General features: G+C 49.2%; 15 protein-coding genes and 5 pseudogenes. 5 read left to right on the top strand and 15 right to left on the bottom strand.

Features of this window, described 5'->3' with window-relative positions:
- Positions 1–10: 10 nt before the first annotated feature.
- From GN241_07570 to GN241_07520, 11 genes and pseudogenes are all read right to left on the bottom strand, one after another.
- Positions 11–379, bottom strand: coding sequence for a carboxymuconolactone decarboxylase family protein (locus GN241_07570; protein ID XAT57234.1), 369 nt, complete (start codon positions 377–379; stop codon positions 11–13).
- Positions 380–382: 3 nt separating this feature from the next.
- Positions 383–2,070: pseudogene (locus tag GN241_07565) on the bottom strand (thiamine pyrophosphate-binding protein).
- Positions 2,071–2,082: 12 nt separating this feature from the next.
- Positions 2,083–2,886: an alpha/beta fold hydrolase gene (locus GN241_07560; protein XAT57233.1), complete on the bottom strand. Its 804-nt coding sequence runs from the start codon at positions 2,884–2,886 to the stop codon at positions 2,083–2,085.
- A complete protein-coding gene (locus GN241_07555) occupies positions 2,887–3,483 on the bottom strand; it encodes an amino acid synthesis family protein (protein XAT57232.1) in 597 nt (198 codons plus the stop codon). It abuts the gene before it with no gap.
- A complete protein-coding gene (locus GN241_07550; GenBank protein ID XAT57231.1) occupies positions 3,473–4,534 on the bottom strand; it encodes an LLM class flavin-dependent oxidoreductase in 1,062 nt (353 codons plus the stop codon). Before GN241_07550 ends, GN241_07555 begins: the two co-directional genes overlap by 11 nt.
- 16 nt (positions 4,535–4,550) lie before the next feature.
- On the bottom strand, positions 4,551–6,023 hold the full coding sequence (locus GN241_07545; protein ID XAT57230.1) for an aldehyde dehydrogenase family protein: 1,473 nt from the start codon (positions 6,021–6,023) through the stop codon (positions 4,551–4,553).
- 827 nt (positions 6,024–6,850) lie between these two features.
- The gene (locus GN241_07540) at positions 6,851–7,729 is read right to left on the bottom strand and encodes an amidinotransferase (GenBank protein ID XAT57229.1); all 879 of its coding nucleotides are present in this window, start codon (positions 7,727–7,729) and stop codon (positions 6,851–6,853) included.
- A gap of 272 nt (positions 7,730–8,001) precedes the next feature.
- Positions 8,002–9,561, bottom strand: coding sequence for an ABC transporter permease subunit (locus GN241_07535; GenBank protein XAT57228.1), 1,560 nt, complete (start codon positions 9,559–9,561; stop codon positions 8,002–8,004).
- Entirely contained in the window at positions 9,558–10,607 is a 1,050-nt protein-coding gene (locus GN241_07530; protein ID XAT57227.1) for a betaine/proline/choline family ABC transporter ATP-binding protein, read from the bottom strand. Before GN241_07530 ends, GN241_07535 begins: the two co-directional genes overlap by 4 nt.
- A gap of 74 nt (positions 10,608–10,681) precedes the next feature.
- Positions 10,682–11,638, bottom strand: a complete 957-nt coding sequence (locus tag GN241_07525) for an amino acid-binding protein (protein XAT57226.1) — start codon at positions 11,636–11,638, stop codon at positions 10,682–10,684.
- Positions 11,639–12,492: 854 nt separating this feature from the next.
- Complete coding sequence (locus GN241_07520; GenBank protein ID XAT57225.1) at positions 12,493–13,473, bottom strand: sterol desaturase family protein; 981 nt, start codon at positions 13,471–13,473, stop codon at positions 12,493–12,495.
- A gap of 709 nt (positions 13,474–14,182) precedes the next feature.
- Between GN241_07520 and GN241_07515 the strand changes: the two genes are divergently transcribed.
- Positions 14,183–14,320: a hypothetical protein gene (locus GN241_07515; protein ID XAT57224.1), complete on the top strand. Its 138-nt coding sequence runs from the start codon at positions 14,183–14,185 to the stop codon at positions 14,318–14,320.
- Between the two features lie 281 nt (positions 14,321–14,601).
- On the opposite strand, the gene GN241_07510 is transcribed toward GN241_07515, so the two are convergent.
- Positions 14,602–15,618: an FAD-binding protein gene (locus GN241_07510; GenBank protein XAT57223.1), complete on the bottom strand. Its 1,017-nt coding sequence runs from the start codon at positions 15,616–15,618 to the stop codon at positions 14,602–14,604.
- Here GN241_07510 and GN241_07505 point away from each other — a divergent pair.
- The 4 pseudogenes from GN241_07505 (at position 15,617) to GN241_07490 (ending at position 19,943) form a co-directional block, all read left to right on the top strand.
- A pseudogene (locus GN241_07505) lies at positions 15,617–16,576 on the top strand (tripartite tricarboxylate transporter substrate binding protein). The gene GN241_07510 and the pseudogene GN241_07505 overlap by 2 nt on opposite strands.
- A gap of 32 nt (positions 16,577–16,608) precedes the next feature.
- Positions 16,609–18,114: pseudogene (locus GN241_07500) on the top strand (C4-dicarboxylate ABC transporter permease).
- A pseudogene (locus tag GN241_07495) lies at positions 18,111–18,569 on the top strand (tripartite tricarboxylate transporter TctB family protein). The pseudogenes GN241_07500 and GN241_07495 overlap by 4 nt, the downstream one beginning before the upstream one ends.
- Before the next feature lie 313 nt (positions 18,570–18,882).
- Positions 18,883–19,943: pseudogene (locus tag GN241_07490) on the top strand (IS630 family transposase).
- Positions 19,944–20,555: 612 nt separating this feature from the next.
- Here GN241_07490 and rpsU read toward each other — a convergent pair.
- The 3 genes from rpsU to GN241_07475 all read right to left on the bottom strand — a co-directional run bounded on the left by rpsU (position 20,556) and on the right by GN241_07475 (position 22,385).
- Positions 20,556–20,756 (bottom strand): 30S ribosomal protein S21, encoded by a 201-nt coding sequence (rpsU, locus tag GN241_07485; protein ID XAT59216.1) that lies wholly within the window; start codon positions 20,754–20,756, stop codon positions 20,556–20,558.
- A gap of 757 nt (positions 20,757–21,513) precedes the next feature.
- On the bottom strand, positions 21,514–21,750 hold the full coding sequence (locus GN241_07480) for a hypothetical protein (GenBank protein XAT57222.1): 237 nt from the start codon (positions 21,748–21,750) through the stop codon (positions 21,514–21,516).
- Positions 21,747–22,385: a TIGR02594 family protein gene (locus GN241_07475; protein XAT57221.1), complete on the bottom strand. Its 639-nt coding sequence runs from the start codon at positions 22,383–22,385 to the stop codon at positions 21,747–21,749. The genes GN241_07480 and GN241_07475 overlap by 4 nt, the downstream gene beginning before the upstream one ends.
- Positions 22,386–23,238 lie beyond the last annotated feature (853 nt).

Genomic DNA, 23,238 nt, shown 5'->3' with positions numbered 1-23,238 from the left:
CTTTTCCAAATTAAGCGTTGCGTTCAAATTTCTCAATCTCTTCCATTAGGATCGGAACCCCCATGCTCATTGAGTGAATACCCATTATAGAAGTCAATTGGATCACCTCAAGAATTTCTTCTTTGGTTGCCCCGGCTTCCAGAGCGTTTTGAATATGTCTGCGCGCGCCAGAAGGCCAAAGATGCGTGGTGGCGACATTAATCGCGATAAAAATCAACTCTTTGTATTTCTGAGGCAAGGGCCCATTTTGAGGCACGGCGCGAAAGGCGAGAAACCGTTCCAGATAATCAGGATCCAATTCGGCCAACGTATCCCAAAACGGGTTCCAATCCCCGGTCGCTTTTTGGGCCTGTGTTGCTGGATATTGATTTTCAGCCATAACTTAGCCTCCTCTATGTTTGAAACTATCGCGGCGGAAAGAATACAATGCAGCAGGGTCAACCTGCACGTCAATCACCGCAGGTTTTTCGCAAGCCAGCGCCGCTTCAAGCGCTTCAGCCGTTTCTGGCAAAGTTTCTGCACGATAGCCTTTCGCGCCGTAAAGCTCTGCCAGCTTGTCAAATGGCGGGCTGGAAATATCAGCACCAATATAGCGCCCGTTGAAGAAATCGCGCTGATAGGCTTTTTCTGCCCCCCAACAGCCATTATTCATCACGATTGTCACGGTGTTTATTCCGTAATCTACCGCAGTAGATAATTCAGAAGTGGTCATCCCAAACCCGCCATCGCCCATCAAAGAGATCACTGGCCGCTCGGGCATAGCCAGTTTTACCCCCAAACCTGCCGCAAACGAAAACCCAACAAGCCCGAAATCAAGCGGGGTGAATAAACTTTTGGGCTGCCAGTAATTCATCGCATCGGTGGCTTGCAAACATAATGTGCCCGCATCCATGGTAAAGGCGCTATTTTGCGGGCATATATCACGCAGGGTTTTATAAAGGCCAGAAGGCTGGATGGGGTTGCTTTCGATCAAAGCCTCTGCATCACGGCGGGCAAGGAACCCCGCGCGCTCGACTTTCAAAGCGTCGCTCCAAGCTTGCGCTTCGGCGCGTTGGCTTAACCGATCGGCAGCGACCAAAAGCTGCATGGCAACCGTGGGGGCATCGCCCCAAATCCCCATCTCAACAGGAAAATAGCGCCCAATTGCGGTTGGTTCCTGTTCGACGTGAATAATTTTCGCAGCCTTATTTATATTGTCATAACTATAGAACGTGGCATTAAAGCCTATGCGGGTTCCAAGAGCCAAAATAACATCCGCTTCTTTGACCAATCGCGACGCAACCGGATTGCCCCGCGGCCCCATTTGGCCTGCATTCAACGGATGTCCAAACGGCACTGCATCCCCATGCCCTGGCGAAGAAACAACGGGTATGTTATACGCCTCTGCCAGCGCCATTGCATGCGCACCAGCCGCGGTATTTTTTATACCACCGCCCACCATAATAACCGGGCGCGCTGCATTTTTTAACAGCCCAACGGCTTGATTAATGCTGCTTTCAGGCGCGGCTTGCAACGAAACCGGCCGATAGTCTGACGGGTCTTGCATCGCCGCAAATTTAGCCTGGCCTGACAAGACGTTACGCGGCAAATTCAACTGCACAGGCCCTTTTCGGGGAGCATTGGCCACGCGAAACGCCTCCCGCATCATTTCTGGAACGCGTTCGCTGCTGGTTGCGGTCCAGGTTTTTTTGGTGATCGGAGTAAATAGCGCCTGTTGATCCACCTCTTGAAAGGCATCTCGATAGAGATGTTCGGACGACAAAGCCCCCCAATCGACACCAGCGGCGTGTAAGCGGCTTTCGCCTGCGCCAACCCGGTCACCAAATTGGTTGTTCCCGGACCATTTTGTCCCGCCAGAACAACACCGGTTTTTCCGCTGGCGCGGGCATAGCCATCGGCCATATGGGTGCCAGTACGCTCATCATGCACACCAATCAATTTGATATCTTGCGCATCATAAAGCGCGTCAAACATTTCCATTGTTGCAGAGCCGATCAGCCCGAAAACGAAATCGGTTTTTTCCGCTTTTAACGCCTCAACTGCGGCTTGCCCGCCAGATAAAAGTGCCATGTCAATTCCTTTCTAACGTGGAGGCAGTTTGCTTCGCAAAAAAGCCAAAAGCGGATCTGCAAAAGCCTTTGGATCTTCAAGCAAGCCCAAATGCTGCAATTTGGGCAGAACATTCAGCTCAGAGCCCCTGATTTCCTGAGCAATCGCCTGACTCATCGCAGGCGTTGAACCACTGTCATTCTGGCAGGTCATGATAAGACTGGGCTGCTTTAAGGGTGGCGTTGGGCGGATCAGTTCGGTTACACCATCGGCTAAAATCTGGCGATGGATGGCATAATTTTTTGGATCATTTGCCACCACAATATCGCGTAGAGCTGCCACATTCTGTGAAGAATGAACACGAAAATCCGGGGTAAACCATCGGGCAAGCGTTGTATCGATATTGGCAGATGGTCCCTCAGCTGAACTGGCGCGGGCCCGCTCTTCCACCAAACGCTGCTGCTTTTCCCCCCGCTCATGCGGTGCGTTTAATATTCCCAGCGCAGAGACGCGGCTTGGATGATCAATCGCCACGCGCCGATTGATCATCCCACCAAGTGAAAACCCAACCAAAGCGGCGCGATCGATAGACAGATCATCCATCAAATCGATCACTTGCTGCCCCAAGCGCTTTAAGTCAACGCGCCCAGAGGGCAGATCCGTTTCACCATGGCCTAAAAGATCATAGCTCAGAATTTGAAACTCCTGCGCCAAGATTGGTGCAATGCCACCCCACGTGCTGGCACGCGTTAAACCCAGCCCATGAATGAGCACAACCCAAGCTGCGCCCTGACAACCTGTTATCTCATAGGCTGTGCCGTCTTTGGTTCTTGCCATTTAAACGCCTGCCGGGTTATCTAAATCGCGGCCCAGATCTTTTAAATCTTCATATCGATCACCAATGCGATGGTTGGGATGCCCACCAATCGAGGCTCCCAAAGCAATAAGAATCTCATCATCAGCCGGTGCGTCAACCACGCTGGTTTGGATCGTTTGATAATGCGACCTACGGCCTGCGTCATGCTTGTCCATCAAAGGAATAGTTATCGCGCAATTCGCCGCGCCGCGCGTGTTTGAAAAGGCCAGATAGCTTTTGGCACCGATCGCTTCGCGAAATTGATTTCCAAAATGGAGCGTATGCGTCATAGCTTGGGCATGTTCAATTTCTCCGCCCATGCCAACCACGCTTGCTTTGCCGCAGCCCTCAAGCAAACCGCCCGTTTCATCGAGCAGCATTTCCGTCAATAATTTGCCAATAACCGGCCCATACGCTTGGATTTCAGGGCGCATATTTTCAACATGCCCACGGGCAAACCAAGGGTTTTTTATGATGGCCATAGACGCCATCAATTGGGTGGGGGTTTCCACAGTTTTCCACCCCTCGATAAAGGTTTTTTGTTTCCAAAGCAGCGTTCGGCGGATTTCAATCGACATGGGCAAATTCCTTTACTTCAGTAAATGCGGGCAGTACCTGGTCAATAAACAAACGCAGCGATCGTTTCTGGCGCTCCATATCCAGCCCCAGAGAGGCATAATAAATAAACGCATCAACGCCAATAGATTGATACTGCTTAAGTTTTTCTACAACAACCTCCGGAGATCCGAACATTAAGTTTTCTTCCAGCATCGCAGGCTCGACGCGGGCATTACCCTCTAATGTTTCCAGCGGAACCATATCGGGATATCCGTTCACAACGTCACCTGCTTGCATCATTAAATTGCCAAAGCGGGCCAAAACCTGCCGCACAGCATCTAGCGCCGCTTGCCGATCGCTTTCTGTTTCATAAATAACAGCGTGGCGCATCATGGCAAATTTACCCGAATATCCAGGGTTCAAACGGGTTATACTATCTTCAAGCTGGCCGCGGTATTTTTCAGCCTCGGAAAATGGCATTGTCAAAGGCCAGCTCATAATATTGCAATTGTTTTCTACCGCATGATCAAAGGTTGTTGGAGAGCGCGCAGCCACCCAGATAGGCACCCTGTCTTGCACAGGTTTCGGGCAGGATGTGGCGGTTGGAAATTGCCAAAACTCTCCATTATGTTGCACATCACCGGCCCAAAGCTTCGGAATTAAAGGCAACATTTCTTGCAGATATTTCCACCCGTCTTTTTGGCTTAATCCAGGGCGTAGCCTATCGAACTCGCGTTGATAAGCCCCCGAGCCCAGCCCCAGATCCATCCGCCCATCGCTCAGCAAATCCACCAAAGCCGCCTCGCCCGCCAATTTGATCGGGTGCCAATAAGAGGCATTGGCCACGCCGCATCCCAGACGGATATTTTTGGTGTGATCTGCCCACCAGGTCATCATATGAAACGGGTTTGGCGCTATCGTCATTTCCAACGCGTGGTGTTCGGCGGCCCAAGCAATCTCAAAACCAGCTTGATCTGCCATTTGTACCATTTCAAGCGTGTGATCGCGCACCTCTTTCATATCCACAGAGGGTTCGCTTCGTTCTAAATTTATAGCAATATGAAATTTCATTTTCGTCCCTTTCAAATTAACGAGATACGAACTGGCTGCCCAACGGCTCTGAAGACATGTTCATCCATACAGTTTTCGGGCGCGTATAATCATAAACGGCTTGAAAGCCGCTTTCGCGGCCATAGCCTGAGTTTTTCATTCCACCGAACTCAGCAATGGGAGAGACCGCCCGATAAGTATTCACCCAAACAATGCCCGCCCGTACAGATTTTGACATCCGCAGCGCCCGCGCGCTGTCTTTGGTAAAAATCCCTGCGGCAAGGCCATGCACCGTATCATTGGCCAAAGCCAAGGCCTCGCTTTCGGTTTTAAACCGCAGCACGCTTAAAACCGGCCCGAATAATTCCGTATCAACTATGTGAAGATTTGGCGCGGGGCAGTCGATGATCGTTGGCTCATAATACAGTTCCGAACCGGCATTTGCCCGTTTTCCACCGCTTAGGATCTGAGCGCCTTCCTCAACAGCGCGCGCGACCTCGCGTTCGATGTTTTCGATCTGCCCATAGGTACATAAAGGCCCCATCTCGGTTTCGCCAGCCATTGGATCGCCAATCGTAACGGCCTGTGCAATCTTCACCATCCGCTTTAAAAATTCATCCGCGATATCTTCATGCACAAGCAAACGCGAACCCGCCACACAGCTTTGCCCAGACGCCCCAAATATGCCCGCGACTGATCCGTTTACTGCGCTTTCAATATCCGCATCCTCAAACACGATAAACGGAGATTTCCCCCCCAGTTCCAAACTGAGTTCGGCGAAATTTTCCGTCGTATTTTGAATCACATGACGGGCAGAACCCGGCCCCCCTGTGAAGGAAACACGCGCCACCATCGGATGCGAGGTAAGCACCTTCCCACAAGGATCACCATGCCCCGTCACGATGTTGACTACCCCATCGGGAATGCCTGCTTGCGCGATCAACTTTCCAAACTCTAACAGCGCCGCAGGTGCATGTTCCGAGGCTTTCATAACAATGGTGTTTCCCGCGGCAAGCGCGGGTCCGATTTTTACCGCTGCCAAAAACAACTGGCTGTTCCATGGCACAACTGCGGCAATCACCCCCAAGGGCTCACGATTGGTAAAAACAAACATATCCGGTTTATCAATCGGAAGCGTTTCACCATGGATTTTATCAGCCGCTCCAGCGAAAAAATGATAAAATTCGCTGATATATTTTGCCTGCCACCGCGTTTCTGCAAATAATTTTCCAGTATCGCGCGTTTCGATTTCTCCCAGCGCCTCAGACTGCGCGGCAAGTAAATCTGCCAAGCGGCGCAAACAATGGCCGCGTTGCGTGGCGCTCATCTTCCCCCATGGCCCCGTAAGAAAAGCCCTATGCGCGGCGCGCACAGCGCAATCCACATCTTCGGCCGTGGCCTCTGGAATTTCCGCCCATTTTTCACCTGTCGCAGGGTTAATACTGGTGAATGTTCCGCCATCACCGGCCTCGACCCATTCGCCATCAATCAACATCTTATAAGGTTTCATTCTGCTCTCCTTTGCACCCCAAGAGACCTGTAGTTTTGATAGGGCGCGGCGCCATAAACACCGGGGGCCGCTATACGGCCCTCTCTCGGTTGAATTAAACATAGACCTTGGACCCAAAGCGCTTTGATCCATATCGCAGCCTGATCGAGGCCAGAAAAAAGCTTGGTAAATAGCGTCAAGCGCCTTGCCAATCGCACCGATCTGCAGAATCCGAAGGCATCTAAAAAAATATCCGAAACGGGCAATATATGAGGGGCGGACCAGCCGCATCGCGCGCGCGCACCCAGTTTCAAACAAAGCTGCATCCAAGCCCCTGAACGCCGCATAGACGCTCTCCTTACTGAAATATTAGAAGTGTCACGGCAGATGATGACACAAAGTTTAAATTCTTAAAAATGAATTATTTTGCTTATTAAGTGCAAATATTTTAATTACATGCGTTTACAATCCAAGAAGCTTATCATCGCTTCACAGACCAAAACACATAGCGACCCGTTTCCGGACAGGAACGCCCGTAACTTTTGAAGAGAGCACTCCCTCGATAAAGGCATTCTAAATTCAGCGTGGCCTAATCAGTGCAATGCATAGGTTTCGCAGGTCAAATTGCCGACCGCATGTATAAAAAACCTCTATCTTTCTTACTCAGTGCAGCAGGCTTTTGATCGAGCTCTTACATCCGTCCAAACTGATAACCCCGATGAAATGAATGGGGATAAGCGCAGCAAGACAGGCTTAAAAACCGCCACCATATACAGATGGAGAGCATTCGCTAGCGCGTTTAAAGCGCGCAAATAAATGCAAGTAGTATAAATATTTGTGATGCCCGGTTACACATTATCGCGACACAGCGCTTGGCTTAAGCAATGTACCCCGCCCCCGCCCAGCGTAAACATCGACATATCCGGATCATAAACCTCAAACCCCAGGGCGCGTATCTTTGCGTTCAGTTCATTGGCACCTTGCATCGATAAAACTTTATGATTTCCCAGAGCAACCAGATTCACACCCAGATTCTTTGCCTCGCGATATGGCACGTCCACAAAGCTAAAGCCCCAAGCCTTTAATTGATCGACAACCCAAGGCTCCAACGCATCAAGGCAAGACACAAGTAGTTTCTCATCAAGCGGCACAACAAGCCCATCCATATGCACGAATTCCCGATTAATCGGCACCGTTAATGCTTCCCAACCCTCGCGCCGCACCATTTGTGCAATTTGTTCTGCGCCTTCTTTTTCTGAACGCTCTCCACAAAAGCCAATCAAAACCTTTCCCGGTTCAAGAATGACAAAATCTCCGCCCTCAAAATGACCCGCAGTTGCAAAATTCCAAATCGGGATATTATTTTCTTGATAAAACTGAATTGCGGTAACGTAATCGGCCCGCCGCACCTTAAGCTGCATATGACAAATGAGTGCGCCCCAGGGCGTCATGGCCGAAGAGTCCCGGGCGAAAAAATTTCGATGCAATGTCTCGTCTGGCCGTAAATAATGACAACACACGCCGTTTTCTTCATAGATTGCCACCATCTGTTCATGCTGGGCCATTGCCGTTTGAAGATCAAATCTTGCGCCCGTTTTATGGGCATTGGCAAGCGTGCGGCCAATCAAGGGGCCGGCCTCTACCCAACGATAATATTCTGGCTTGCCTAAAAGAACATGTTTTAAAGGTGCATAATCGTTGTTAATTCCCCAGTTAAACCTCGCCATAGGCCCGCACTCCCTACCCAGTTTTTTTCAGCTTAGCCTAAAAGATCTTTTGATTTAAATTTTTTACGATCTTTTCAGCCTGCATGTCGTGTAATCGCATAGAAAGCTTCGCAGATTTTTAAGCTATTGCAAACGGTGCATAGGTGATCAGCGAAGTTTTCTGGACTGTTTTTAAATCGCTTCGCGACTGCGTTATTCAGCGACAGCGCGCCGCCCCAACTGCTGGGGCGATGCCCTATCGCGTTTGGCAAGATCCAGCGCGTTCAAAAGTTCTACTTGGGACCGCGGCGATACGATCCCTGAGCAATCCGATCGATCACCATAGCGCAAAACAAAATTGCCAAGCCACCAAGCAGCCCCTGCCCTTTTGCCGCATATTGCAACGCTTCAAGGATCAGCGCGCCCAGCCCTTCGGCGCCGATAAGCGATGCAATCACCACCATCGACAGGCTCATCAATATGGTTTGATTGATCCCCGTCATGATCGATGGCATCGCCAATGGCAATTCCACATTTCGCAGCAATTGCCACCGCGAACACCCAAATGCCACGGCTGCCTCTTTGGTGGTTTCGGGTACACCGCGCATCCCCAAAGCCGTCAGACGGATCACCGGCGGCATCGCAAAGATGATTGTTGCCAAAACGCCTGGGGGCTTTCCAGTGCCAAAAAACGCAATAATCGGGATTAAATAAACAAAGGCGGGCATGGTTTGCATGAAATCAAGAACAGGTTCAGCAAATCGGTAGGCCCGGGAGCTTTTCCCAAACCAAATGCCAAGAGGAATTCCAAACAAAACGCATAAAAACGCTCCTGTTCCGATCAAAGCCACTGTAATCATCGACATTTCCCACAGCCCCATAAAGGCCAGATAAGCCAAAGCTGCAGCGGTAAAAATTGCCACGCGCAGTCCAGCCAAACGCAGGGCAATCACCACAATGACCACCATAACAACGGGCCAAGGCGTATCAATCAAAAGCACTTCAATACCGGTTAAAGTCCATCGTATTGCTGCCGTAATCCCATCGAAAATACCGCTGAAACGGATCGCCAAAGCATCAAAACCATTATCCCCATGCAGCGCTAAAGCCGAGAAATACTCTTTACCGACTGGAAACTCACTGATCGGTATTGAGCCGCCAAGCACCCCACCTGTCAGCCCAGAAAGAACCTCATCCGCTTTTGCCACCGTGAAACGCAGCAAGGTAAGGGGCCAAATACAAAGCAGCAACAGGCCGCCCCAAAACGCGCTTTGCCAATTCACGCCGGTTTGCACTTTAGGATTTGAACGCCAAGCCAAATATTGCCGTTCATAGGCGATATTGGCGTAGAACCCTTCAAGCAACTTAATCAGCCCAAACAGAACCAGCCCACTGAGTAATATCCCTGAGGCTTGCGCCGCAGCAGCCTCGGCCGCAAGCAGTGCATTATCTGCAGCGGCCTGTAAGTTTGCCGCAATTTTTAACTTTGCAGCCGCAGCATCCGTATCGCCAGCGGCCTGCAGCGCTTTTGCTTGATCCTGCCGTTTTGCGATATTGGTTAAAAGGCGCTCATAGCGCTCTATTTTATCGCCTCCCAATTCGCCCCATAACCCGCGGCCAATCTGCACTAAAGCAAAGAGCTCTAAAACGATAAATACCCAGAAAAACCCCCAGACCCCTCGCAAGGCTCCCCATAAAGGGCCAAACACCGCTGCCATCGTGTTCCATGAGAAAACAACCCCTTCGGCGCGTTGAATTTTGGCAAAAGCAGTTTGGTAATACGCATTATTTTCAACGATAAAATCTTTTGCCAGATCATCAAGACCGGTCTCTTGTGCTGCGCCCTTGGTCATGCTTTGCCTCCCTGAATGCCCTTCAGAAGGGTGGTTTTATCGATAACACCAATATCGTTTCCGTCGTCATCTTGAATAACGATTGGATGCTCTGTTGTTGTAGAAATATCGATCAGTCGATCCAAATCGCAGCCGTGATGGGCTTTGGGAGACTGAGACAAATCATCGTTCGACGCCGCTTTAAACTGGGCAATTGGCACCATAATAGAATGCGCATAGACAAGCTTTAACTTCGAAATCCCTTCCACGAAATCGCGGACGTAATCATCCGCAGGTTGGGTGACGATTTCCTCAGGCGTTCCAATTTGTACGATCCGGCCATCTTTCATAATCGCAATGCGATGGCCAATGCGAATTGCCTCATCCAAATCATGGGTTATAAAAACCGTTGTTTTCTGTAAATTCCTAGATAGATCCATAAATTGATCTTGTAATTGCCGGCGGATCAACGGGTCCAGCGCCGAAAACGGCTCATCCATCAACAAAACTTCAGGGTCAGAGGCCAAGGCCCGGGCCAGACCAACGCGCTGCTGCATGCCGCCAGAAAGCTCAGAAGGGAAACGATCTTCATATCCATTAAGGTTGACCAGGTTCAAACATTGTTGGGATATGTCCCATCTACGCGCCTTTGACTCACCACGAATTTGCAAGGGAAAGGCAACATTGTCGCGCACCGTACGATGCGGCAAAAGCGCCATATGCTGAAACACCATACCGATCTCCCGCGCGCGCATGGCACGCAAATCAACATCGGACAAGGCCCGCATATCTTTTCCAAGCACCTCGATGAAACCGGCGGTTGGTTCGATCAAGCGATTGAGATGGCGCACCATGGTCGACTTGCCGGATCCTGACAGCCCCATCACGCAGAACACCTCGCCTTTGCGCACCGAAAATGAACAATCCGCGATACCCACAACACATTTAAATTCTTTTAGAACCTGATCTTTGGAAAGATTACGCGCCTCGATGGCTTCCATAGCTGCTTGGGCGTTTTCACCAAAAATTTTCCACACATGTTCCAATTTTATTACATCTTCGGACACAAGCTTCCCCCGGCCATATAAAAGCCAGCAATGCATTCGACGGCACTGCTGGCTTATTTCACTTCACGCTATTTTTAGTTTAACCAGCTATCGACCAGATCAGAATTTTCGGCAACCCAGTTTTTAGCAAACTCGGCAGGATCCTGCTTTTCAACCACGAGCGCGTAGGTCATGGCAGAAACGATATCTGTGTTCAGCGCAGCTTGTGATAGCATTTTTGCAGCACCCGGATTTGTATCGGCCAGAGCTGACGCAAAGTGAATGTGCAAATACGCCGTATCCCACGCGGTGGGGGCTTCTGAAACTTCCAACCAATCAGCGCCATCAGTTGGCTGTTTCACGCTCCATTTTGAGGCGTCATAGGCGGGCTCTTTCAAGATCACAAGATCATGCAATGCAAACATGTGATGTGGCGTGTAGCAGAAAAAGACGATGTTTTTATCTTGCGCAACGGCGGCATCAACCTCTGCCAGAGCAAGCGATTCATCCATCTCTTTCAGGTTCATTGTTTCGGCATAGCCATAGGATTTAGCGCGAATTTTTTCAACATTTGTTGATGCCCAACCAGACGCGCCGATCCAGATTTCGCCTTTTCCATCGCCATCAGTGTCAAAGTTTTTAGCCATATCGGGATTGGTGAGTTCTGCCAGCTCGCTGATACCCGTCCGTGCCGCTGTGCCCGCTGTCACACACATCGCCTGATCGCCAGCCACACCATTTGGGTTCACAGATACAGTTTTCTTTTCTTTCACAAATTTATTGTGCAAGTTGGTTTGGTTTGGCAACCAAACTTCGGGATGCACATGCATCGAACCTGTGTCCATGGCTTCAAAAACCACTGGGTTTGAGCCATTTTGAAGCTCAACTTCCAAGCCAAAATTATCTTCCATAACCACTTTGAGAACATGCGCCGTAACGCGAACAGAGGGCCAATTAGGAACGCCGATCACAACGTCCGCCGCGAAGGCTGCCGGCGCTGCAAAGCCAGACAAAAGTGCAGAAGCCAATGTGGCTTTCAATAACGTCTTCATTATTATACTCCTTGATTTTTTTAGTTGTCTTCCGCTGATCAGCCTAACAAGTAATCAGTGAATTGGAATAGAAAATAAGACAATTTTTTAAATTGTTTTTAGCGTTGCGATGCAGTATTTTGATTGGAAAATGCACCGCATATCAGGCCATTATTTTAAGCTAGAAAACCGATCTCGAACGGAAAAGCTACGTAACAAAAATGCGGTTTCTTTTGACACTTATTGCATCATATACGCTCTGAATTTTGTATGTGTTTGAAATAGGCTTATGCCGTAAAGAGGCATAATTCATTTAACTTTAATTTAAATTTTGTAAATTAGTGACACTTAAACTCCCCTACGAATTCTCCAAATAACAGCGTTGCATTGTGTAAGGAACTTAAGCCAAGCGCCCTTTTACGAATGCCGGGCCATGCCTATGCCCTTGCACCTTTCTGTTAGTCACCCGCTGACAGACAACAAAGAAATGTCCTAACATACTAAAATGACAGTTATTATTTTTAACTTAAACCCAATCAAAATGAAGATACATCACCTATTTTTCGATCTCAGCGCTGGAACATCAGCTGGGCAAAATCACTCTGACGCGTGAAGCCGTCTATGGCTTTGCTGCTTCAAAATTTGCCCTTTTCAATTTAAGAAACGTTTTTAACAGGCGGCTATCAAGCGCGGGTGGGTGCTTTATCAAAAGCCATGCGCGGCTATGCAACCCTCAACCCAATGACGAAGCTGCAAATCATATCAAACCGTATGACCAAAGGTTGCCCTAAAATCTTTTCGCGTAGCTTAATCTGCGCCCAGCGCTAAGACTAAAAAGTGTGTTGGCCGCCAAACAGATTTTACAGATGGCTTGTTTAGGGGTTCATCATGCGTTTTCGGCGCTGCTTGATCCGCTCATCCGCGCCTTGTGTTCCATCGTGAAAAGACCCGAACAATTTATCCCACGGCATTTCCAAAGACCCGTAATTGCATTCAAAATACCGATGATGCATTTGGTGATGAAAGGTACCAAGTTTTAGCCGGTCTTGGTTTTTCACAATCAAACCTTCAAACCCTGTATGCGTGGTGGCAGCGGTCAATGTATAATATTGCAGGTGATACAAGATATGCACTGGATGAGCGGCAACCACCCAATGGATCAACACGGTGCCCAGGTAAATGACATGCTCAACCGGATGCATAGACAGCCCAGACCATGGGCCAACGTTAATATTTCGATGATGCAAAGCATGCACATATTTGTACATGAATGGGACATGAAGTAGCCGATGGATCCAATAAAAGTAAAAACTTTCCCAGATTGGGATCAGCAGAAACAGGGCAACAAACCAAACCGGATGGGCCGCCCAGGTCAGCATGGGCGCGTAGCCGTTTGCCAAAGCCCAAAACATTAACGCTTCATACCCTGTCCAAATGGTCACGCCGCTGGCCAAGGTCCAAAACATATTATCGCGAATTTGCCCACCAAGCGTGAATTGCTTGCCGTTTTTCATCAATGGGCGGGGATCATATTTGAGGGTTTGGCCCTGTTTGGTAAAGGTATAAAAATAAAGATGCAGCCCGCCTGCAACACCTGTCATTAAAACCAAATTGCGCAAATACATTTCAGCAATCCAGCCAAAAGCAAATTCCTTTACCTCAGTAAGCGGGGGCTGAAACCAATAAAAAGACACAAAGGCCAGCACGATAATAATCAGCTTTTCAGAAATTAAAAACCACGAATTCCAAATCCATGATAGCATCTCTGATGGCTTTAAAGGCCACCTAAAAAACGGAGAGACTTTAATCGGAACCTCTGGAATATGGTTCCAGCCTTTGATTGGAGCGTCATCCATAAACTCACCTTACAGCCTTGCGCGGTGAAACCTAACGTAAATTAGCTTAAAAAAACAAATGTTTTTAGCAGCCCTATCCATGCAACCAAGAGCGGCACCGCCTGTGCCCCTACCACAGAAGCGCTAAGATGTGCAGCCATAATCCGATGCTGCAATTTCAGCCAAGCCAACCCTATATATCTTTTCCTAACAAAAATATATCATTCGACTGGTCATTATAAATGGATAACATGAACGCATGTGACATTCGGAAATAAGCTTAAAATAGCTTGAGATCTTTCAGCTCACAGCCAAAATGGCCTCAAGACAAACAATAGCGCTAGAAAGCGGTCAATCCGTCAGCACGGTGTTATGTCACTTGCGATGTCAAGAAAATTAGCTGGGCTCTACCTTATTAAATCGGAGTAAACAGCCTATATCACCCTCCAAAACTGACAGATTTGTATCAATTTACGCGGTTTTAAGATAAGCTGGCAAATATGAGCCGGTTCACGCGCTGTTGCATCGCGAATAATCCAGCAAATTTCGATCTCGATGTAAATACGGCCTATGCCTTGTTGACGAACACAACGAGGCTTAACGCCGCGACCTTTACGCTGACCAGCCGTGTTGCGATCTTCCTAACTATTTTAATATCACCGCCGACGCGGAAGGTGCATCTACCAAAAAGCCTTTTTTAAAGCCTCATATCGTCCCCATGAAAACAACTATGCGTTTTGAAGAAGATGCAGTTGATATTTTCTATGAATGCATTGCCCATAATATTCAATTTCTCGTATCATTGCGCGCAGGCAGGGGCAGCCGCCTCGGCAACATTGGCGGATTTTTTTGCGCAATCATCGGCTGAAACGCTGACCACTCTGCGGAGATACCATCTTAACCAGCGTAGGGTTTGGCAATTGAAAAGCCGCCAATATCAAACCCGAACCGCGCATTCCGTGGCAGGCAACCGGCTTTATTTTGTGTAATCTGCTTAGTATCTATATCAATGCGGGGCGCCGAATCTCTTGCGCGATGGCATTAACAAAAATGCTTGCGAGACGCCGCCAGATTGCAGCCCCGCGCGTATCCCGCGCTTTGAACGCAAACCGGATACTATTTCAAGCCATCAAACCAAAATTCATCGCTTTACCGAAGCAGCGCGCCGGGGTTCATAATATTGTTGGGATCAAGTGCCAATTTTATGGCCTTGAGCGCGCGCTGCTTTACCGGACTAACATAAGCTTCAAGGTCTTGCGTTTTCAAGCGGCCAATCCCATGCTCAGCGCTAATCGAGCCACCAAATTGCACCGTGGCATCATTTATCACCATGCGAATGCGCTCAGCCGCGTCTGGTTCTGCCTTTAGAAATGCGGCCTTCGTAACGCCTTGAGGTGGTAAAATATTGTGATGTATATTCCCGTCACCGATATGCCCATATGTGTTAACCCTCAGATCCGGATTAATCGCTTTTACAGCAGCGCATGTTGCGTGAATGAACGCTTCAACTTTGCTGATGGGAACTGATGTATCACTGCTTACAAACGCACCTGACAACCGGTTTGCCTCGGGTGTATTTTCACGCAACCGCCACAGGGTGGCGCGCTGCGCATCGGATTGTGCAATCACCGCGTCTTGCACCAAACCCGTCTTCAAACACGCGGCCATCGCGTCCAAAGCTTGATCTGTAATACCCTTGGTGCCGCCTGCCTCGATCAGCACATACCAGCTGTGATCTTGTTCAAAGGGTTTTTTGAGGTCTGAAAAACAACTGGCCACCAATTCTAAGCCGAAATCGCTCATCAGTTCGAGCGCAGAAATACTCTCTCGCAAATCGAGGCGTAACTTTTTATAGAGCGCGAGGGCAGCGGCGGGAGATGCGACCGCGCAGAGCATGGTCACCGTTTCAGGATCGAGCGGTATGAGCTTGAATGTGGCCGCTGTTATCACGCCCAATGTCCCCTCACTTCCAATCAAAAGATGTTTAAGATCATACCCTGTATTGTCTTTATGCAAAGGGCTGAGATCGCTTAGAATCGAGCCGCCGGGCAACACGGCTTCTATCTCCAAACATAAATCTCGCGTGTTGCCATAGCGCACAACCTGTATGCCCCCTGCATTGGTAGCCAAATTCCCCCCGATACTACAGCTGCCCTTAGAAGCCATGCTCAGTGGAAATTGTAGCCCTTTCTCATCAACCGCCGCGGCAGCGCTTGCACTGACATTTGGCGTGCAAGCCCACGCGGAATTGAACGGACCCGTAAATTACATCATTCCCTTCGGACCCGGCGGGAAGTCGGATATTTCCGCACGATTGAAGCAGCCTTTCTTTGCCGAAAAATTCGGCCAAGAAATGGTGGTTTCCTACCAACCCGGCGGTGGCGGTGCCGTTGGCTGGGCCTCTCTAAACGGTTTGAACGGCGCTTGCCAGACCATTATGGGCGTGAACCTACCCCATATCATCATCAAACCTGCGCAAAAAGACGTAGGCTTTACAACCGAGTCGCTGAACGCGTTCTACATGTTCCACTTCACTCCAGATGCCATCGTTTTTCCGGCCAATAGCCCCTATCAAACACTGGCAGATTTGGTAAATGATGCGAAGGCCAACCCCGGACAGGTCGCCATGTCAGGATCGGGAAAAGCCAGCGCCAACCACCTGGCCCAAATCAAATTTGACAAGATGACCGGCGCGCTCACCACATATGTGCCGTTCAAAGGCACCTGTGCCTCAGTAACGGCGCTTTTGGGTAATCAGGTCAAAGCACAATGGGGCTATACAACCGTAGGCGCCAAACAAGGCGATGCGGTGCGTATGTTGGCCGTTGCTATGGAAAAGCGTCATCCGCTTTTCCCGGATGTTCCAACCTTTAAAGAGCTGGGATAGGATATGGTAGGCGGCGCCTATCGTGGCATCGCGCTGCCCAATACCGCCAGCGCAGAAACCACCGCCATGTGGTCTGATATGATTGGCGAGATCAATGCCGACCCTGCGTTTCGCCAGAAAATGCTCGATGGTGGCTTTGCGATGTTGGATATAAGCCCGGCGGATATGCCGGCCTTTATGGCTGACCGCGTTGCGGAATACCTGAAAGACGCCCGCGAAGCTGGTCTGATCAAGTAAAATAAACTGGTTAACCCCGCACAGTTGTAACGATGGAATTCAGTCACTTTTTATCTGCCTTAACGCCTTTGAATTTTGCATTGGCTTTATTTGGCGTTGTGGCCGGCACTGTTATTGGATCTATCCCGGGGTTAACCGCCACCATGGCGCTGGCTATTTTGGTACCCATCACCTTTAGCATAGAGCCCGCCTCCGCGCTTATTCTTCTTGGGGCCATTTACACCGGGGCAATTTACGGCGGCGCCTATGCCGCCATTTTATTGAATACACCCGGCACCCCATCGGCCATTGCCACAACCTTTGACGGGTATCCCATGGCAAAACGCGGCGATGGAGATCTTGCGGTCGCCCTTGCCTGTTTTGCATCGGTTTTTGGCGGCCAGGTTGGCGCGATCGCGTTGCTATTCCTGGCGCCGCCCCTGTCGCAGGTTGCGCTGGTTTTTGGGCCTATTGAGTATTTTTGGTTGTCGGTTTTTGGACTGTCTTTAATCGCATCACTCTCCAGCGGCAATTTGATGAAAGGTCTGGTGGGCGGGGCTTTTGGGATGATTTTATCAACGGTTGGCGTGGCTGAAATTTCCGCTGATATCCGACTGACATTTGGCAGCCAAACCTTGATTGGCGGCTTTGGCGTTGTGGGCGCGTTGATTGGTCTGTACTGCGTACCGGTCTTAATCGATGTTATCGCGGTTCCTGACAGACATTTAAAAGTAGAAGAAGGCGTGAAAACGGTTCGCATCGGAGAGGCATTTGCGCTCACGATGCGTTCGAAATTCAATCTGATCCGATCTTCAATTATCGGTACTTTAGTGGGTATTTTGCCTGGCGCCGGTGGCTCAGTTGCTGGGTTGGTGGCCTATTCAGAGGCCAAACGTACCGCCAAGCACGACCAGAAATTTGGGGAGGGCGAGCCGAATGGCATTATGGCAACCGAATCCGCAAATAGCGCTACTGTTGGTGGGGGATTCATCCCGACGCTGGTTTTGGGCATTCCGGGCACACCGCCCGATGCCATCGTTTTAGGAGCGCGGTTGGTGCAAGGCGTACGCACCGGCCCAGCGATGTTTACACAAAGCGGCTCAATCGTCTTCACATTCATCTATGGATTGATAATCGCAACGGTTTTGATGTTGCCGGCCGGCCTTCTAATCGGACGTTATGCGTATAAATCGATTGTCACTGTAGCGAAAGCTGTGTTGGTGCCAACGGTTGGATTTATGACCATCATTGACACTTTTGCTATCCGCAACAGCCTCTCAGACGTGATCATTATGTTGTGCCTTGGGATTTTTGGATGGGTTGTTGCCCGGTTTGGATTTGCTGCCTCACCGATCGTTTTGGGGTTGATGTTGGGCCCGATCGCCGAGTAGGGCTTTGTTCAAGGCTGGACCATAGGCGCGGCGACAAATAACTCATTCGGGATGTTTTATGGCAGACCGATTTCGCAGGGCATTTTGCTGTTCACCCTCATAACGTTGATTTTACCGCCGGTGGTTAAATGGCAAAAATCACGCAGATACGAAGAGGCCGACCAATGACACCCCCTTCTGCAATGAAAAGCGGCGGACAGATCGGATCTCTGCTTGCCTCGTTGTTTTTCATCTGTGCGGGGCTGATAACGCTTTATGACACAACCAGCTATACTGATCGCGACAGCCAAGTTTTTCCGCAAACCGTGGCCATTATACTGGTCGTCACAGCGACAGTTTAATTCATCGCCAGAGTTTTACAACCATCCGATGAAGGCGGCTTTGGAACCGGCATTTGGTGGCTCCGGGTCTTGCTAATAATGACGATGTTTCTGATGTGTCTCCTGATCCCTAAGATCGGATTTCTCCCCGCAGGTGTAGTGGCTTTCAGTGGTGGGCTGATTGCGGCAATGCATGAGGGCTGGAGAGCAAAAACGCTCATTTTATATCCGGTATCCGGCGCAGTGGTGATCACCGCCTTTTACGTTTTATTCAAATTCGTTTTATACGTGCCATTGCCTTAAAAATCTCCCCTTCCCATATAATCCACAATGTAAGTCCAGATCCAACGCCTCAAGATATGTAATCTTTTAATGGTTCTGTAGGTATAATGGCACAAAGCAGATCCCAGAACGGTCTTAAGTTTCACACCGATTTTCAACCCGTATTTACGCAGAATACATGGTCAATCAAAAGGGTTTTTTAACAGCAAATCGTCCAGCCTAAACCGTTTTGAGGCGCCGCAAAATGTAAAATGAAACCTTTATACTCGGAGTTATTGAACCCCGGATTTATTCGGGTTGACATACGACCTTAGAAGAATTCATTTTTTACAAGATCCGTCCTCGTTTTCTTTCTTCTTCTGATCAACTTGAGCTTAAGGCATGTGTTCGCAGTCAGCGCGAGGACCATGGCGTGACGCGCTGAACAAGTACAATCCTTTCGCTGGATGTAGGTGAAAGATGCGTTCAGATCGCGAAGTTTCTTGATTTGGACGACGACGCCATTGGTGCCCGGTACAAGACCAACCGTGAAGGTGGCTGGGACACGCTATCGTGCGATGACTGGAAGCGCGATCGATCCCGAATGGCTTTGACGCAGGAAACGGAGCTTTTTGAATGGCTGGATGTTCCGTTCTGCAGCTCAATGGTTGAGATCGGGGCGCATATTTTTCAAAGAGTTCTTATTGGACCACTCAGATTCTGGCTGCCTCAAGCTTCGTGCCCGGCTGGGGTTTGAGTATCGCAAACCAAAGAGCCTTCGCCGTGTTGCCGCTGCTGAACAGCAGGCTGAATTCATCGACATGTGCGAGCGCCTGCTGAAAAGGATGAGAGCAGATGAATCGGTATATTTCGCCGAACCAGTGCATGCCGAGTATCAAACGAAACCCACATATGGCTGGGTCAAGGCAGGCTGCAGCCTCGCCGTGACAACCACCGAAGGGCGTGGGGGCGTGAACATCCATGGCGCATTCAACCTTGAACCTTTCGATGCGCCCTTTGTTGAACCAACCACTGCGGACGGCACCAGTGCCGCACATCTTCTTGCCAAGATTGAGGCGCGCAACCCTAATAAAATGATCCATGTGATTTAGGACAACGCCGCTTATCATAAAGGATCAGAAGTCCGAGAGCTCCCACACGGTCGGATTGCCGCCTCCACCTGATCCAATTACCGCCATATTGTTTCACCTGAACCCGATCAAAGGATTATGCGCCGAAATGCAGCAATTCGTGACCCATTATCGCCACTATCTCACGTAAAAGCAGTTCGCCACTGCGATCCTCAAGTTTTTCCGAGAAATTATTCCGAACGAGTGTAATAGCTTTCAAAGTCAAGTGTCAGACAATTTCAGGATCATAACTCACGAAGAATATCAATTTTTGAGAAAGAGCTAGTGTGCCATCTTCTACCAAGTTTCCTCTAACACCAAACCGGAGCCATGAGCAGAATATCCTACAGTCAAACGACTTGGCTGATCGTTAAGAAACTCAGAGACTTCGCCGAATCTAGTGAGAGAAAGTTTTCATGCCTCGTTTCCTTCCTGAACATCGCTTGAAGTCAGTTCGACTAAATCTTCATGATAATGCTTCAGTATGATTAAGTTTTCAACATTTGTCATCGCATGGCGATCAGGATCAAAATGCGGCACACTGCGCGTGAAACAGACGTGGAAGAAGAGTCATGGAGGCGCGCAATGCAATCATGCACGCCTGACATATCCGGGAGACTTTCGGAAAATCATGGGTAGCTTCATCATTGCCCCCAGATCTATTTTATCAATCTGCCGCTTATATTTTAGTTCTCAGCTAAATTCGAATTATGATCTTCAAAGGCTGATTTTCGCTTCCTAGGGCTGCGCTATCGGACATTCTATCTATCGGGCGCATGCGTCATTGTTCAGTTCTCTCAAAACGCAAAAAGTAACCGCACGAACACGGTTACGCGACGCTAAATATATTTTTGGTCAAATAAAAGCTTAAGGTATTATTTATCAACGGTTGGGCGCTTTACCCTTCACGCTCAGCTTTTTTGCGCGCAAGCTTTTTAATCCGCTTAATCGCCTCTTTCTTGGCTTTCGCCTTCTTCACAGAGGGCTTTTCATAAAATTCTTTCGCCCTCATCTCGCGAAACATGCCTTCACGTTGCATTTTCTTTTTCATAACACGCAGCGCTTGGTCTACGTTGTTGTCACGAACACTTACTTGCAGCATATAGGTATCTCCATTGTTGCCCCCCCTTTAGGCTTATTTAGCGCGAGGGGCAAGCCCTTGTTTGATTTCGATTGCGGTATAATGATACATCACGCGGATTGGACACAGATAACAAAGAAAGCCTCATCTCAGCCAATTTGGTCTCGATCGCCAGCGCTGCAGACCAAGCCGCGTGGGTTGGTGACAGCAATAGAATGGTTAACAGCTTTTGAGACCAAGGGCATACTGGATCTGATTGCGCAATTTGATTTCTAGAAGACGGTCGTAATGATCCAGATTGAGGTCGATAAAATCACGCCGCTCTCTACACATTCTTCCAAAAAAATTCTCATGTGAAAACAGCTTCTGACGCAACTGGAAAATAATTTATTTAGTTCTAAAGCCAAAGCAGCCTTGATTTGGCCCGAGAATGAGATTGCCGTTAGGGCAAATGAAATTCAAAGACAGCAGCACATAATACCACAAACAAATGTATCGAAGCTTTCGAATTGAGGTCAGTATTAATGGGAAGATAGGACAAATGATAAAACTTCTCATTGTCCTATCTCACTCTAATTGTGTGCAACCGATCACACTCAGGATGTCATTTCGCATTATTCCGCAACAGATCCGAGGCTAGGCTCAATCAAAGCGCTAAAATCATTCCCAATCGCAAAATTTGACGCCTTTTTGATTATGGGCCAAAATTTGCCGCTGGGTGCCAATCGTCAGAATATCACGCACCGAGGGGCGAAGAGGCTCTGCCCAAAGGCACTCACCGCTGATCACGGTCGCGCATCCACTTGCCAAGCTCATCAGAGACAGCATCATCAGACATAAGATCCATCTCATCTTCAATCTCCTTTGAGTTTTGAAGCACTGACACCCGCGCTTTTAAATCGCGGATCTTCTGGTTTGATTTCTGTTTGGCAGCGCCCCATAAAAATGCGCCGAGCATGGCCAGAACAAAGGCACCCGCCAGCGCAAGCCATGTTTTAACCCGCGCAATCATCGGTCCCCCAAATGCCATTTGCGCAGGCGCTCACGGAAAATATAAGCCCCCGCCAGCATCACCAGAACACCTGCACAAATCAGCGTAAGCTGCGCGGCGGGATGCATGGCCGCCACACCCGCCGTAGCTGTGGCTGACGCCCCTGCCAGCGCTGTAACCGTGCTGGCCTGAAGGGTGGTGCTCTCGCTTGGATTTGCACGCGTCGCGATTGCCCGGCGCACCCCCAACAGCTTAGAGGCGGGATAGGCTTTGACATTCACCTGGTCGTTTTGATTGCCACCCAGCAGATTGATTTTCTGCGCCCCTTGGCCCTTGAAAAACCCCACATGGCCCTGCCAGCTGCCTTTGCCCGACAGGATCACCACATCGCCCTCTTTGGCCTCGCTAAGAGGTATTTTTTGGCCCCAGTCTAAATAAGAGCGCGCCAGAAGCGAACCAGTACCTTTACCCCCTGCCCGCAGCAAGACCGAGCCCACAAAAGCCGCGCACCACGGCACCGCATCCTGTTTGATCTTAGAATGGCCAGACTCGGCAAACATTGCCAAAACCAAAGGATTGTTTTCGGACCCCGCCCATTCCCATATCCCGATCTGTTTTTGCGCATGCCGCATTATGGTTTTGTTTAAATCAGACATCGACTTTCCCTCGTGACGCACCCCGCAGGAGAACGAAGAGTCGGTTAGAATTGCTGCATCTACGTAAAGACTACGCGCGCTTAATTAACCGTCTTATGCCAGGGGCTGATATATGCCACGATACCTCAAAACCAGCCATACAAACACAGCGCTTGTTACTTGTTTTTTGCGATAAACGAGTGTTTTCGAATGGTTCATAAGCTGTTCGAAACGCAACCTTTAAAATCATGCACACGGCGCGCCAAACCGCGGAGCTGCAATCCATCTGTTATTTTGGGCCTTGCAAACGGGACTTGGGATACAGGCAAATATAAACGCGAGGTCTCTTCCACGCTAGGCTCTAGCTTTGCAAGATTGCCCATTTAGATCGCCCCTTAGGGTTCGGCCTTAGAAAATTGGATCGGCACCCTGCTAAACGATAACCCACCCCAGCGCATAGCCGGCATAAAGCCCGATGACGCCACCCCAACAAGCCTGTGATCTTATGAAATAGCATCTCCTCGCCTTAGAGGTCGTGCTGCGCCGGAAAGCGTTAAAGCGCTGGACATAAAAAGGTTACATTTTAAAGCTTGCGCCTTGCACATGCCGCGCTGGGTTTAAAGATATCCTTTGCAAAAGTGAAAAAACTTGGGCGGGTATTGGCCCTAAAGCTGCTATTCGCCGCGCTTTTACCAAATGTTTTTTTTGAACTGGCCACGAACGGGATTTGACATACCGCCCCTTTGAAGTCGTAAGATTTTATCAGCCTGCGAAAAAAGTTAAAAATTCATTTATTTTTGAAGTCCTTAAACATATTATCGAATTGTCCTGAAAAAGGTCATGACGCGACATTATTTGGCAAATATGAAAAGAG

Source organism: Rhodobacteraceae bacterium IMCC1335, from assembly GCA_039640495.1.
Classification (GTDB): domain Bacteria; phylum Pseudomonadota; class Alphaproteobacteria; order Rhodobacterales; family Rhodobacteraceae; genus Thalassovivens.
The sequence above is the reverse complement of the archived record's forward strand: the minus strand, read 5'-3'. Positions and strand labels throughout refer to the sequence as shown.